Here is a 13805-nt window from a genome sequence, read left to right as displayed (position 1 = left end):
GGGGTTGGGCACCGGACGGAAGGGGCGCCGTGGGGCATCCCAGAACGGCTGGTTGGGCACCTGCCGGAACGGTGGGGCAGGGCACCCGGGCGGAAGGGTGGGGTGGGGGGTGGTGGGCCGGAGGCGCCGGGCCGGAGGGTGGCGGCACGGGTGGCGGATGGGAAGGGGACGCGGGACGCGGGGAGGGGACGCGGAGGGGGTTACGGCTTGAGTTCGGCTATGCGGGCGAAGGATGTGATGTCCAGTTGCTCCCCGCGGGCCGAGGGGTCCACGCCGGCCGCCCTCAGTGCCGCCTCCGCCTGGGCCGCGCTGCCCGCCCACCCCGCCAGGGCCGCGCGCAGGGTCTTTCTGCGCTGGGCGAAGGCGGCGTCCACCACCGCGAACACCTCCTTGCGCGACGCGCTCGTCGTGGGCGGCTCGCGGCGGACCATGGAGACGAGGCCGGAATCGACGTTGGGGATGGGCCAGAAGACGGTGCGGCCGACCGGGCCGGCGCGGCGTACGTCCGCGTACCAGGCGGCCTTGATCGACGGAATCCCGTACACCTTCGAGCCGGGGCCGGCGGCGAGGCGGTCGGCGACCTCCGACTGGACCATGACCAGGCCCTTGCGCAGGGACGGCAGGACCTCGAGAAGGTGGAGCACCACCGGGACGGCCACGTTGTAGGGGAGGTTGGCGACGAGGGCGGTGGGGGCGAATCCGGACAGATCGTCCGGGGTGATCCTCATGGCGTCCGCGTTCACGACCGTGAGCTTGTCGAGCCCGCCGCGGTCTGCCACCGTGATGGGGAGCTGGCCCGCCAGCACCGGGTCGATCTCGACCGCCACCACGTGCGCGGCGGAGGGCAGGAGGGCGAGGGTGAGCGAGCCGAGGCCCGGCCCCACCTCGATGACCACGTCGTTCTCCGAAAGATCGGCCACGCGGACGATGCGCCGGACGGTTCCTGCGTCGATCACGAAGTTCTGGCCTAGCTTTTTTGTCGGACGAAGATCTAGCTTGTCCGCCAAAATACGTATTTCTGCAGGGCCCAACAGCCTCATCATCCAACCAGTCTCTCGCATCGAAGAACCATCGATGGCGCTTGGGGAGACCAAAGGAGAGGATGGCGTGGAACAGGAAGGGACGTCCCTCATGGAGCCAACGGGCGCCGCGCCGCTCCGCCCGACGGACTTGCGGGAAATCGGACCGTACCGGCTGCTCGGCCGGCTCGGCGAGGGCGGGATGGGAACCGTGTTCCTCGCGCGGGCACCGACGGGTCGATTCGTCGCGCTCAAGGTCGTCAAGGCGGAGTTCGCCAACCAGGAGGGTTTCGCGGCCAGGTTCCATGCGGAGGTCGAGAACGCTCGCCGGGTGGCGTCGTTCTGCACTGCCCAGGTGCTGGACAACGGCAACACCGGGGACGGACGTCCGTACATGGTGACCGAGTACATCGCGGGCACCCCGCTCTCGGATCAGATCGCGAAATACGGCTCCCTCGAACCGGGGCCGCTGCACGGCGTCGCGCTGGGGGTCGCGGCGGCGCTGGCGGCGATCCACGTGGCCGGGCTCGTGCACAGAGACCTCAAACCGGCGAACGTGATCCTGTCGTTGTCGGGGCCCAGGGTGATCGACTTCGGCATCGCCAGGGCGCTCGACCGGGAGACCGGGTTCACGCTCTCCGGCGAACTGCTGGGCAGCCCCGGATGGTGGGCCCCGGAGCAGGTGCGTGGCGAGGTGGTCAGCCCGGCGGCCGACATCTTCGCCTGGGGTTGCCTGGTGGCGTACGCGGGCAACGGACGGCACCCGTTCGGCCGCGGCGACCCCATCACGCTGGCCACGCGCGTGCTGAACGCCCCGCCCGAGCTGGGCGTGCTGCCCGCGCCGCTCAACGAGTTAGTACGGCGGGCCACCTCCATGGACCCGGCCGTGCGCCCGTCGGCGCAGGATCTCCTGATCGCCCTGGTGGGAGGCAGTACGCCGGCGCGCCCCGCCGATCCGCCCACCTTGGTCGCGACCGAGATGCTCAACGAATGGCAGCCGCCGCAGAATGTCGTGGATGAGCCGGATATCACGGCTACTTTCACGACACCGCCGCCGAGCGATGCCACTGGTAGAACCCCGAGTATCCCCGGCAACGCGGGTAATCCGGCAAACCCGGCCAACCCGGTCAGCCCGCCCAACCCGAGCTTCCCTGGCGCCTCCAGCGCCTCGAGCGCGCCCAGTGTGCCGGGGGTTGTCCCAAGTGTGCCGGGCTCGTTCGGAAACGCGGGCGCGCCCCCTCAGCCGTCGGTCGAGGAGCTGGCGCGCAGGGAGGAAGAGGCCGCCAAGGAGGAGTTCGCGCGCTGGGAGGCGCAGGCGCGGCAGCGGGAGCAGGCTCAGGCCGAAGCCCTGGCCAAGAAGAAGGAGCAGGCCCGCTCGGGTGGACCGGAAGCCCAGGTGCAGCCGCGTCAGGGCAGCCTGCCCGGCGACAACACCCGGCCGCCCGAAACCCTGGCGGGCAACGACGAACCCGACACCCTCGGCGGCTCCAGGACGAAGGGCACCCGGTGGCTCATCGCCGCCGCGGCCGCCGTGCTGGCCATCGTCGTGACGGTGGCCGTACTGATCGTCACCTCCGCCCGCAACACGCCCACCACCGCCACCCCCGGCACCCCGTCCCAGACGACCGGCACCGCCGGCCCGAACGACGTGGGCCGCCGCTTCGCGCTGGGCGCCAACTTCGACGACCCCGTCGCGATCGTCGCGTCGGCACCGGAATGCGGGCTGAAGGAGTACGAGGGCAAGACCGCGACCCAGGGCCAGCTCTGCGTGATCCGCTGGACGATGCTCAACCCCGGCGGCGAGCGCAGGCAGCTGATCCAGCCCGTCGTCACCATGGTCGACGACCGGGGCGGCGAACACGACCCGGCCGCCCTCACCCTGCCCCCGGCCATCCTGCCGGGCGGGCGGGTGGACAGCGCGTTCGTGTTCGACCTGGCGATGTACCGCAAACCCGTGAAGCTGACGGCGACCATGCTCGAGAACGGCAAGCAGATCGAGGTCGCGCTGTGATGATCCGATCCGCGCTCATCGCGCTCATGCTCGCGACGGGGACACCGCTCATGCACACCGGCGCGGCGGCCTGCGCCGGAGCCGCCGACTTCGACGGCGACGGCGTGGACGACGTCGCCGTGGGCGACCCGTTCGCGGACGACCAGAAGGGCTCGGTGAGCGTGCTGTCGGGCGACAAGGTCGTCCCCGTCACCGTCCCCGACCTGGCCAGGGGCGACGCCTTCGGCTGGTCCGTACGGCTGGCCAAGGTCGACGCCGACGCCTGCGCCGACCTGGTGATCGGCGCGCCGTACGCGGACGTGGACGGCACCGAGGACGCCGGCGCCGCGTACGTCGTCTACGGCGGCGGCGCCACGCCTCCCCAGCGGCTGACCGCGGCCCAGCCCCAGCGCTTCGCGCACTTCGGCTGGTCGCTCGCCGCGCGCGGCGACCTGCTGGCGATCAGCGCGCCGTACGAGGACGAAGGACGGCTCCCGGACGTGGGCGCGATCTACGTACGCCAGGGCACCGGCCAGTTGCGCAGGATCAGCCAGGAGTCCGACGACGTGCGGGGCAACAGCGAGGTCGGCGACCAGTTCGGCTGGTCGATGGCGTTCGGGCCGAAGAACGAGCTGGTCGTCGGCGTCCCGTACGAGAACGACGACGGCGCCGGCCGCCAGGTCGAGACCGGCAAGATCGACTCGGGGTCCGTGGTCTTCATCGACGACGTGCTGGCACCCAAGATCACCTCGTTCAAGCTGGACTCGCCGACCGACGTCTCCGGCGACAGGTTCGGCTACTCGGTGGTGTACGGCGAGGGCTCCGGGTACGCGGTGAGCTCCCCCGGCCCCGGGTACGTGCAACTGCTCGACCCCGGCAGGAAACCGACGCGGAGGGTCACGCAGGGGGGCAAGCAGGCGTTCGGGTTCTCGATGGCGGCGTCGGCGGACGGCAGGCTGGCCATCGGCGCCCCGTACGGGGGCGGTGTCCGGGTGGTCTCCTGGAAGAACGCGGCCGAGGATCGGCAGCTGGCGACCGGCGACGGGCTGTCCGGGTGGTCGGTGGCGTTCAGCGGCAACAAGCTGTTCGTGGGGCAGCCGGACGCGCGGCCGTTCGGGAGGGTGGCGGTGGCCGGGCGGAACGCCGAGACGCTCCAGCCGGTCCAGCCGACCAAGGGCGCGGATTTCGGGGTGTCCCTATCGGGATGACCCCCTACTAGGCCGGGTCGAAGAGGCGGTCGGCGCAGTTCGGCCACTGGGTCTGCCAGCGGCTGCCCATCTGCTGGTAGAGGACCTGCGCCCGGTACGTCTGCTCCTCCGCCGGCCACGTGCTGGGGATCCCCATCCCGCCTGCGGCCTGCCACACGGGCAGGCTGAACTGGTACATCCCGTAGTACGGCCCGTCCGGGTTGTAGGCCTGGGGGTCGCCCAGAGCCGCGCACACGGCCAGGGCCTGCCAGTTGAGCCGCAGGACCTCCGGGCGGATCGGTACGGTGTGCGATGGTGTGACCGTGATGACCGTCCCGTCCTTGGGGAAGCTGCCGAGCGGCGGGTTCACCACGTAGCCGTGGCGCAGCGGGATGCGCTTCTGCCTGAGCACCTCGCGTACCGTCCTGGCGGTGGTGCGCGAGGCGATCCGACTCGTGCCGGCGACCACGTACACCCTGCGCCGGGTGTAGACGGTCAGCTCCATCCCCGACAGCGGCACCGCGCCGTCCGGCGGCGCGGAGAGCTTGCCGGCGGCCGGGGTGAGGTCGAGTTCGGCGAGGGCGTCGCCGACGTTCGTGGCGGTGACCAGGTGCCGGCTGGTGCGGCCGTCCAGGGTCAGGGTGATCGGGCGGGCGTGGCGAACCTCGATGGTGGATCCGTCGGTGACGTCCTCGTGGGCGGGAGGTCGTACGAGGTCGCCGTACCCCACCGAGACCCCCGCCTCCGCGAGCACGTCGTGCACGGTCCCCGCGAACGCGCGGACCTGCGACTGCCTGCCGTCGACGATCACGACGACCTCTTTGACCAGGGACGACACCGACACGAGCGCCCCCAGCGCCACCATGCCCGCCAGGCACACGACCGGCGTCCACGGCGAACGCCACGGGATCGGGGGACGAGGCGCGCGCCTCTTACCTCGCACGAAGCACCTCCGGGTGCGGCCACGGGCCGCCCGATTCCGGTAACGGTCAGGACCGCCCGAACGTTAGCGTCGCGCTCGTCCCCGCAGCCGCGGGTTCAGCAAAAGATGGTCACCACTCGCCGAAGACCATGACTCCGTTGGCACTGATCGCCTCGCACAACTGATCCGGATGGACCCCTTTGACCTCCGCCAGGCAGCGCAAAGTGAGGGGGATGAGGTAGGGGGCGTTGGGCTTGCCGCGGTGCGGGACCGGCGGCAGGTAGGGGGCGTCGGTTTCGACCAGCATGAGCTCCTGCGGGGCGGTCTGGGCGGCCTCGCGGAGGTAGGCGGCGTTCTTGTACGTCACCGGCCCGGAAAAGGACATGAAATATCCGGCTTCGACACACTTTTTCGCCATTTCGGCGTCGCCCGAGAAGCTGTGGAAGACGACCTTGTCCGGCGCACCCTCCTCCGCCAGCACCCTCAGCACGTCGTCATGCGCGTCGCGGTCGTGGATGACCAGCGCCTTGCCGGTGCGCTTGGCGATCTCGATGTGCGCGCGGAAGCTCGCGTGCTGGTCCTCCTTGCTCGCCCAGTCACGGAAGTAGTCGAGCCCGGTCTCCCCCACCGCCCGCACCTCCGGCCGCCGCGCGAGGCTCTCGATCTCGGCCAGGACCTCCGCCGTGGCCTCGTGGGCCTCGTTCGGGTGGATGGCGACCCCGGCGTACACACCCTCCTGCTCGGCCGCCACGTCGGCGTTCCACCTGGAAGATCTCAGGTCGTAGCCGATGGTGACCAGCCGCGTCACGCCGACCGCCCTGGAGTCCTCCAGGATGCTCCGAACACTGGCCTCCGACGCCTGCGCGGCCTGCGCCACCGGATCGCCGGATGACGCCTGCCTGTTGCCGACCATGATGTCGAGATGGCAGTGGCTGTCGAACACCGGTGCGGAAAGCGGCTCGGGAGCGGCGGGAAGCTTGGTCACGAGTTCTAAAGTAGCGTCCATGCGGTTCGGCATCCTCGGCAGCACCATGGCCTGGCGCGCGGACGGGGGCGAGGTGCCGCTCGGCGGTCCCGCGCGGCGGGCGCTGCTGGCGCTGCTGCTGCTCCGCCCCGGGGAGGTGGTCTCCCGGGATCGGCTCGTCGAGGTCCTCTACGGGGACCGGGCCCACGGCGACGCGGTGCACGCGCTGCACTCGCAGGTCTCCCGGCTGCGGCGGGACGGGGTCGCGATCGAGCTGACCGAGCTCGGCTACCGGCTGCTCGCCGCGCCCGACGACATCGACGCCCACCGTTTCCTGCGCCTCGCCGACGCGGGCCGGGACGCCTTGGAGGGTGGCGGGGACCCCGTCCGGGCAGCGGGGCTGCTGTGGGAGGCGCTGGCGCTGTGGCGAGGGCCGGCGGTCGCGGACCTGGACCCCGAGCACGGGGCCTTCCTGGAGGAGCGGCGGCTGGCCGCGCTCGAAGACCGGATCGAGGCCGACCTGCGGCGCGGCGCCCACCGGGAGGTCGTGGCGGAGCTGGGCGAGCTGATCGAGCGGCACCCGCTGCGGGAACGGCTGCGCGGCCAGCTCATGCGTGCCCTCCAGGCGGACGGGCGGCCCGCGGAGGCGCTGGTGGTGTTCGAGGGCACCCGGCGGCTGCTGGCGGACGAGCTGGGCGCGGATCCGTCGTCCGAGCTGGCCGACCTGCACGGCCGCCTGCTGCGCGGGGCGGCCGATCCTGTCGCGCCGGTGCGGCGCGCGCTGCCCGCCAGGCTGACGAGCTTCGTCGGACGGGACGCCGACGTGGCGGCGGTGTCCGCGCTGCTCGGCTCCGCGCGCCTGGTGACCCTGCTGGGGCCGGGCGGCGCGGGCAAGACCCGGCTGTCGGTCGAGGTCGCCCGGTCGCTCGCCGAGCCGCCGCTGGGCGATACCCGGGAGCCGGTCGAGGTGGTGCTGGTCGAACTGGCCTCAGCGCGCGCCGGCGCGTCGAGGACGAACACAGCGGTGCCAGAGGCGGCGGGGGTAGGTGCGGATCTCGCGCAGGTCGTGCTCGGCGCGCTCGGCGTGCGGGAGAGCGGCCTGCTGGGCGGCCGCGCCATCGGGCCGGGCGACCGGTCCGCGCCGACGGACCGGCTGGTCGCGGCGCTGGCCGGGCGGCCGATGCTGCTGGTCCTCGACAACTGCGAGCACGTCGTCCACGACGCCGCCGAGCTCGCCGAACGCCTGCTCTCCGCCTGCCCCGACCTCCGCGTCCTCGCCACCAGCCGCGAGCCGCTGGCCATCACGGCCGAGCACGTCTGGCCGGTGCACCCGCTCGCCCCCGCCGACGCCGTCCGGCTCTTCACCGACCGGGCCGCCGCCGCGAGCCCGGGTTTCACCCCGGACGAGTCGGTCGAGCGCATCTGCGCGGCACTCGACGGCCTCCCCCTGGCCATCGAGCTCGCCGCCGCCCGCCTGCGTACGCACGGGGCCCACGAGCTGGCCGTACGGCTGGCGGACCAGGATCGGTTCAGCCTGCTGTCGCGCGGCAGCCGGACGGCCGACCCCCGGCACCAGACCCTGCGCGCGGTCGTCGCGTGGAGCTGGGAGCTGCTCACCGACCGGGAGAAGGCCATGGCCGGGCGCCTGACCGTCTTCTCCGGCGGCGCCACGGCCACGGCCGCCGCCGAGGTGTGCGGGCTGGCGGACGCCGAGGACCTCCTGGTTTCCCTGGCCGACAAATCGCTCCTCCAGCCGGGCGGCGGCCGTTATCGCATGCTGGAGACCATCCGCGCGTTCTGCGCCGAGCAACTGGCCGGCGAGGCGCACACCGTACGGAAAGCACACGCCGCGTACTTCCTCGGCCTGGCCGAGCGCTCCGACCCGCACCTGCGCGGCGCCGACCAGCTCCACCACCTCGACCTGCTCGCCGCGGAACACGACAACCTGCAGGCGGCGCTGCGCTGGGCGGCCGAATCCGGGGAGGTGGCGCTCGGCATGCGACTGCTGGCGGCCCAGTCGTCGTACCTGTGGATGCGCGGCATGCGGGCCGCCGCGACCGCCCCGGCGGTGGCGCTGCTGGAGGCGGCGGGTCCCGCGCCGGATCCGGAGCTGGGCGAGGCGTACGTGCTGTGCCTGCTGTCCGCGCTGGCCGGGAGCACCGGCAGGGACGCCTGGGAGAGCCACAAGAGCCTGGCCGAGACGATGGTCACCGACGGCTCCGGGGCGCGGCGGTACCCGCTCGTCACGTTCCTGTGGCCGATGATCACGGCGGGTTCGATCGATCCGACGGTGGCGCTCACGGTGCTGCGGCGGGCCGCGCGGGACGGAGACCCGTGGGAGCGGGCGATGGCCCGGTTCATCTGGGCCTATCCGCAGATGACCGCCGGGGAGTTCGCCTCGGCGGAGGCCGATCTGACGGCGGCGCTCGATCAGTTCAGGGTGCTCGGCGACCGCTGGGGCATGACGCTGGCCCTGGACGGGCTCTCGTGGCTGGCGGGCACCTGCGGCGACGACGCGACGGCCGTGGCGCGCATGGAGGAGGCGATCGCGCTGGCCGAGCAGCTCGGGGCCGAAGAGGATCTGCCCGACCTGCTGTGCAACCGGGGCGATCACCGCGTCGCGACCGACCCTGCCGGAGCGCGGGCCGACTACGAGCGGGCCGCCGAACTGGCGGGGCGGGCGGGCCTGCCGACGTACCTGGCCTCGGCGCTGCGCGGGCTCGGTGACGTTGCCGCCGCGAAAGGCGACCTGGCACGGGCGCGGGAGCTGTACGAGCGGGCGCTGCGGCAGTCGGACCCCGTATGGGTCAAATCGGCGGGGAACCTGGCCCGGCTCCACGTCGGCCTGGGCCGGGTGGCCGAGGCCGAAGGGGATCGGAAGACGGCCAGAGAGTCCTACGAGCGGGCGATGGCGGGCGCGGTCGAGGTGGGCGCGCTGGCCGAGACCGCCCGGGCGTTCGAGGCGCTCGCCGCGCTGGCGTTCGGTGACGACGACGCCGAGCGGGCGGCCACGCTGCTGGGCGCCGCCGTCGCCATGCGGGGCATCGAGCTGCCCCAGGAGCCCGAGGTCGCGCAGCGGGTGCGGGCGGCGCTGGGCGACCAGGCCTACGCGCGGGCCCGGCGGGCGGGCGCGCGGCTCTCCCACCGGGAGGCGCTGGCGCTCGCCGGGGTGCCCGACGAGGCCGTCGACCGCTCACCGCTGAGCGCCATCGCCGCCGTCACCGATCAGCCGACCCCGTGGTGAGAGTCCGGTGAGGATGCGGTGAGACCGGATCGGCAGGGTCAGGGGCATGGACATCCTGATCTCCGGCGCGAGCGTCGCCGGCCCCGCGCTCGCCCTCTGGCTCACCCGGTACGGCCACCGCACCACCGTCGTCGAACGCGCCCCCGCCCTCCGTGAGGGCGGCTACGCCGTGGACTTCCGCGGCGAGGCGCACCTGACCGTCCTTCGCAAGATGGGCATCCTGGACGCCGTCGAACGCGAGCAGACCCACATGGGCGCCATGTGGAACGTCAACGAGGCCGGCAGGAAGCTCGTGGCCATGCCCGAAGACCTGTTCGCGGGCGACATCGAGATCCTCCGCGGCGACCTGGCCCGCATCCTGTACGACGCCACCGAGGCCCACACCGAGTACGTCTTCGGCGACTCCATCACGGCCGTCGACCAGGACGCGGACGGGGTGACGGTCACCTTCGAGCGGAGCCCGGCCAGGCGCTTCGACCTCGTGGTGGGCGCGGACGGCCTGCACTCGAACGTGCGATCCCTGGCCTTCGGTCCCGAGCGGGACTACCTGTCGTACCTGGGGCTCTACTCGGCGGTGTTCACGATCGACAACTACCTCGGGCTCGACCACAGCGGTCACGCCTACAACGTCCCGGGCAAGATGGCCGCGATCTACAGCGCGAGGGGGAACGCCGAGGCCAAGGCCGTGTTCTGGTTCGGCTCGCCGCCGCTCGACCACGACCGGCACGACGTCGCCCGCCAGCAGGAGCTCCTGGAGCAGGCGTACGAGGGCGTCGGCTGGGAGGTCCCGGAGCTGATGCGCAGGATGCGGCGGACGGACGACTTCTACTTCGACTCGGTCGGCCAGATCCGCCTGGACTCCTGGTCACGCGGCCGGGTGGTGCTGCTGGGCGACGCCGCGTGCTGCGCCTCGCCGCTGTCCGGCATGGGCACCGGACTGGCGATGGTGAGCGCGTACGTGCTGGCGGGCGAGCTGGCCGCAGCAGAGGGCGACCACCGCGCCGCCTTCGCCGGCTACGAGCGGGAGGTGCGCGCCTACGCCGAGGGGTGCCAGCGGTCGGCCGTAGGCGTCAGCAAGTTCATGGTCCCGGAGAACAGGTTCATGGCCTGGTTCATGAACCAGAACTACCGGCTCCTGCCGTACCTGCCGTGGAAGGGGCTGATGGCGAAGTCGGTCAGGAAGACCGCCGGCGCCATCAGCCTCAAGGACTACGCGGCCTACGAGGTCACTCGCCCAGCCGGGCCAGCTCCTCATCCACGACCTTCGGGTCGAGCTTCTTGAACAGCGGCACGGGCGGCGCGAGCGGCGTGCCCGGCTTGATCGGCCGATGCTCCCACCGGGCCGCCCCGTCGTACTCGCCGGTGATCACCGGGTAGGGGGTGCCGCCGTCCTCGTCGACCTCGCGGATCTCCGGCATGCCCGACCACACGCCCTCGCCGCCGAGCATGGTGAAGACCTTGTTGGACGAGCTGGGCAGGAACGGCGTGAGCATCGTCTTGGCGTCGTCGACGACCTGGAGCGCGACGTGCAGGATCGACTTCTGCCGCTCCGGGTCCTCCTTGAGCTTCCACGGCTCCTGCTCGGCCAGGTATTTGTTGGCCTCGCGGACCACGTCGAACGCCTCGTTGATCCCGTTCTTGAAGCGCGACCTGCTCAGCTCCTCGCCCACCGGGGCGAACGCCTTGCGCGAGCGCTCCAGCAGGGCCCGGTCAGCGTCGGTGAGGTCGCCCGGCTCGGGCACGGCCCCGAAGTTCTTGGCCGCCATCGAGATCGACCGGTTGACCAGGTTTCCCCAGGCCGCGACCAGCTCGCCGTTGTTGCGGTTGACGAACTCCTGCCAGGTGAAATCGGTGTCCTGGTTTTCCGGTCCGGCCACCGCGATGTAGTAGCGAAGGGCGTCGGCGTCGTAACGCGCCAGGAAATCTCTTACGTAAATTACTACTTGCCTGGACGAGGAGAACTTCTTGCCCTCCATCGTCAGGAACTCGCTGGAGACCACCTCGGACGGCACCTGGAGCCCGCCGAGCGAGCCCGGCGTGCCGGCGCGGTCGCCCTGCCCGCTGTAGCCGTACAGCATCGCCGGCCAGATCTCGGCGTGGAAGACGATGTTGTCCTTGCCCATGAAGTAGTAGCCGCGGGCATCGGGGTTCTGCCACCACTGGCGCCACGCGTCGGGGTCGCCCGAGCGCCTGGCCCACTCGATGGACGCCGACAGGTAGCCGATCACCGCGTCGAACCACACGTAGAGCCGCTTGTTGGGCTGGTCGCGCCAGCCGTCGAGCGGGATCGGCACGCCCCAGTCGAGGTCGCGGCTGATCGCGCGCGGCTGCAGGTCGCCGAGCAGGTTGAGCGCGAACTTCAGCACGTTGGGCCGCCACTCGCCCTGCTTGGACTGCAGGTAGGAGCCGAGGACCTCGGTGAAGGCGGGCAGGTCGAGCATGAAGTGCTCGGTCTCGACGAACGTGGGCGTCTCGCCGTTGATGCGGCTCTTGGGGTTGATCAGCTCGATCGGGTCGAGCTGGTTGCCGCAGTTGTCGCACTGGTCGCCGCGCGCGCCGTCGTAGCCGCAGATGGGGCAGGTGCCCTCGATGTAGCGGTCGGGCAGGGTGCGGCCGGTCGAGGGGGAGATCGCCCCCATCGTGGTCTTGGGGAAGATATAGCCGTTGTCGAAGAGGCCCTTGAAGATCTCTTGTGTGACGGCGTAGTGGTTTTTCGTCGTAGTCCTGGTGAACAGGTCGTACGAGAGCCCGAGTCCGGTGAGGTCCTCGGCGATGACACGGTTGTAGCGGTCGGCCAGCTCCCTGGCGGTCACGCCTTCCTTGTCGGCCTGCACCTGGATGGGGGTGCCGTGCTCGTCGGTGCCTGACACCATCAGCACCTTGTTGCCCGCCATCCGCTGGTAGCGGCTGAAGACGTCGGACGGCACGCCGAACCCGGAGACGTGCCCGATGTGGCGGGGGCCGTTTGCGTACGGCCACGCGACGGCGGTCAAGATGTGCTGGGACATAGTCCTTAGCCTACGGGGCTCCCTGTCCGTCTCGGACCCAATCCCCCGTGTCGGCGGGGCCCGTCAGGACCCCGCCGTAGGGGACGGCTATCGCTTGGACTCCTCCAGGGAAACCGCCTCCGCGGCTTCCTCCGCGGCCTTGGCGGCCACGTCGATGGAGGTCTCGCGCGTGCGGCGGATGCCGAGGATGCTGATGAACAGCGCCGCGAAGATCGTCTGGAAGCTCATGACCAGAGCGGTCGCGGAGGGCACGACGATACGCAGCGACTCGCGCGGGTCGAGCTCGCCGAAGCTGCGCACCTGCCAATGGGACAGCGACATCACCAGGCCGATCACACCGGCCAGCGCCAGCAGGCCGCCGACCACGAGCCCCTTCTCCAGGCTCACGATGTCGATCAGCCGCCGGATACGCGGCGACTCGGGCAGGAAGCCCTCCTCGGCCGCGTAGACCTTGGTGAACACGGCGAACAGGGCCGCCTGGAACCCGATCACGACCAGGGCGGACGACCCGACGAGGGTGTCGACGTCGAAGGCCAGCTCCCCGATCTCCACCGGGCCGAACGTCAGCGCCGTCCCGGCGACGAGGCCGATGACCATCATCAGCACGCCGGGATAGAAGAACAGCCACTTCGGGCTGTAGAGGAGCAGGAAGCGCAGGTGGCGCCAGCCGTCGCGCCAGGAGCGCAGGTGCGGCGGGCGGGAGCGGCCGTCGGGCGAGAGCGTGGTGGGCACCTCGCGCACGTCGAGGCCCGACAGCGTGGAGCGGACCACCATCTCGGAGGCGAACTCCATGCCGCCCGTCTGCAGCTGCAGCTTGAGGATCGAGTCGCGCCGGAACCCGCGCAGCCCGCAGTGGAAGTCGCCGATGGCCGAGGGGAAGAACAGCCGGCCAACGAACGACAGCACGGGGTTGCCGAGGTAGCGGTGGAGCGGGGGCATGGCGCCCGGGGCGATGCCGCCCTTGAAGCGGTTTCCCATCACCAGGTCGGCGCCGTCGCGCAGCTGCTCGACGAACGGCAGCAGCGCGGTGAAGTCATAGGAGTCGTCGGCGTCGCCCATGATGACGTATTTGCCGCGCGCCGCCCTGATTCCGCCCATGAGGGCGTTGCCATAGCCCTTCTCGTCGACGTGGACCACGCGGGCTCCGGCGTCGCGGGCAAGCTGTTGTGAGCCGTCCGTGCTGCCGTTGTCGGCGATCAGGACCTCGCCCTCGATGCCGTGCTCCTCCATGCACGCCAGCGCCTTGCGTACACAGACTTCCACGGTCTCCGCCTCATTGAGGCAGGGCATGACCACCGTCAGTTCCACGTGTCTACCCTTCAGTTAAGACTCTTCCAGTGAACCATCATGCCCTGTGCCCAACCGTGCTCGGGTCAAGACCCAAAAACGACTGGCATTCTTTACAGCATGGTGAGCGTCGCGGAGATTACCCCTGTGGACCACTCCGCTCCTGGCCGGGCAGCTCGTTGGC

9 protein-coding genes are annotated in these 13805 nt (G+C 71.3%); 4 read left to right on the top strand and 5 right to left on the bottom strand.

All coding sequences use genetic code 11. The features are described 5' to 3' along the window. Nucleotides 1–200: 200 nt before the first annotated feature. Complete coding sequence (gene rsmA / locus ACWDRB_RS12440) at nt 201–1040, bottom strand: 16S rRNA (adenine(1518)-N(6)/adenine(1519)-N(6))-dimethyltransferase RsmA (protein ID WP_449893724.1); 840 nt, start codon at nt 1038–1040, stop codon at nt 201–203. Between the two features lie 67 nt (nt 1041–1107). Between rsmA and ACWDRB_RS12435 the strand changes: the two genes are divergently transcribed. Both ACWDRB_RS12435 and ACWDRB_RS12430 read left to right on the top strand, forming a co-directional pair. Next, complete coding sequence (locus ACWDRB_RS12435) at nt 1108–3030, top strand: protein kinase domain-containing protein (RefSeq protein WP_449893283.1); 1923 nt, start codon at nt 1108–1110, stop codon at nt 3028–3030. After that, nucleotides 3030–4217 (top strand): hypothetical protein, encoded by a 1188-nt coding sequence (locus ACWDRB_RS12430; protein ID WP_449893281.1) that lies wholly within the window; start codon nt 3030–3032, stop codon nt 4215–4217. The genes ACWDRB_RS12435 and ACWDRB_RS12430 overlap by 1 nt, the downstream gene beginning before the upstream one ends. A gap of 7 nt (nt 4218–4224) precedes the next feature. On the opposite strand, the gene ACWDRB_RS12425 is transcribed toward ACWDRB_RS12430, so the two are convergent. Together ACWDRB_RS12425 and ACWDRB_RS12420 are read right to left on the bottom strand one after the other, a co-directional pair. Further along, the gene (locus ACWDRB_RS12425) at nt 4225–5139 is read right to left on the bottom strand and encodes a ubiquitin-like domain-containing protein (protein ID WP_449893279.1); all 915 of its coding nucleotides are present in this window, start codon (nt 5137–5139) and stop codon (nt 4225–4227) included. 109 nt (nt 5140–5248) lie between these two features. After that, nucleotides 5249–6124: a TatD family hydrolase gene (locus ACWDRB_RS12420; RefSeq protein WP_363970629.1), complete on the bottom strand. Its 876-nt coding sequence runs from the start codon at nt 6122–6124 to the stop codon at nt 5249–5251. Here ACWDRB_RS12420 and ACWDRB_RS12415 point away from each other — a divergent pair. Both ACWDRB_RS12415 and ACWDRB_RS12410 read left to right on the top strand, forming a co-directional pair. Further along, the gene (locus tag ACWDRB_RS12415; RefSeq protein ID WP_449893277.1) at nt 6123–9326 is read left to right on the top strand and encodes a BTAD domain-containing putative transcriptional regulator; all 3204 of its coding nucleotides are present in this window, start codon (nt 6123–6125) and stop codon (nt 9324–9326) included. The two genes, ACWDRB_RS12420 and ACWDRB_RS12415, sit on opposite strands and share 2 nt — an antisense overlap. Before the next feature lie 46 nt (nt 9327–9372). Then, nucleotides 9373–10608 carry an FAD-dependent monooxygenase gene (locus ACWDRB_RS12410; RefSeq protein WP_449893275.1) on the top strand — a complete coding sequence of 412 codons (1236 nt, stop codon included), beginning with the start codon at nt 9373–9375 and terminating at the stop codon, nt 10606–10608. Here ACWDRB_RS12410 and metG read toward each other — a convergent pair. Then, nucleotides 10553–12334, bottom strand: coding sequence for a methionine--tRNA ligase (gene metG, locus ACWDRB_RS12405; protein ID WP_449893273.1), 1782 nt, complete (start codon nt 12332–12334; stop codon nt 10553–10555). The genes ACWDRB_RS12410 and metG overlap by 56 nt on opposite strands. A gap of 87 nt (nt 12335–12421) precedes the next feature. Further along, nucleotides 12422–13642 carry a glycosyltransferase family 2 protein gene (locus tag ACWDRB_RS12400; protein WP_449893271.1) on the bottom strand — a complete coding sequence of 407 codons (1221 nt, stop codon included), beginning with the start codon at nt 13640–13642 and terminating at the stop codon, nt 12422–12424. Nucleotides 13643–13805 lie beyond the last annotated feature (163 nt).

The organism is Nonomuraea sp. NPDC003707, assembly GCF_053587055.1.
The sequence above is the reverse complement of the archived record's forward strand: the minus strand, read 5'-3'. Positions and strand labels throughout refer to the sequence as shown.

Excerpts from the sequence above, each read along its gene's own strand:
- rsmA (WP_449893724.1), bottom strand. The coding sequence starts at position 1,040 with ATGAGGCTGTTGGGCCCTGCAGAAATACGTATTTTGGCGGACAAGCTA.
- ACWDRB_RS12430 (WP_449893281.1), top strand. The coding sequence starts at position 3,030 with ATGATCCGATCCGCGCTCATCGCGCTCATGCTCGCGACGGGGACACCG.
- ACWDRB_RS12415 (WP_449893277.1), top strand. The coding sequence starts at position 6,123 with ATGCGGTTCGGCATCCTCGGCAGCACCATGGCCTGGCGCGCGGACGGG.
- ACWDRB_RS12420 (WP_363970629.1), bottom strand. The coding sequence starts at position 6,124 with ATGGACGCTACTTTAGAACTCGTGACCAAGCTTCCCGCCGCTCCCGAG.
- ACWDRB_RS12410 (WP_449893275.1), top strand. The coding sequence starts at position 9,373 with ATGGACATCCTGATCTCCGGCGCGAGCGTCGCCGGCCCCGCGCTCGCC.
- metG (WP_449893273.1), bottom strand. The coding sequence starts at position 12,334 with ATGTCCCAGCACATCTTGACCGCCGTCGCGTGGCCGTACGCAAACGGC.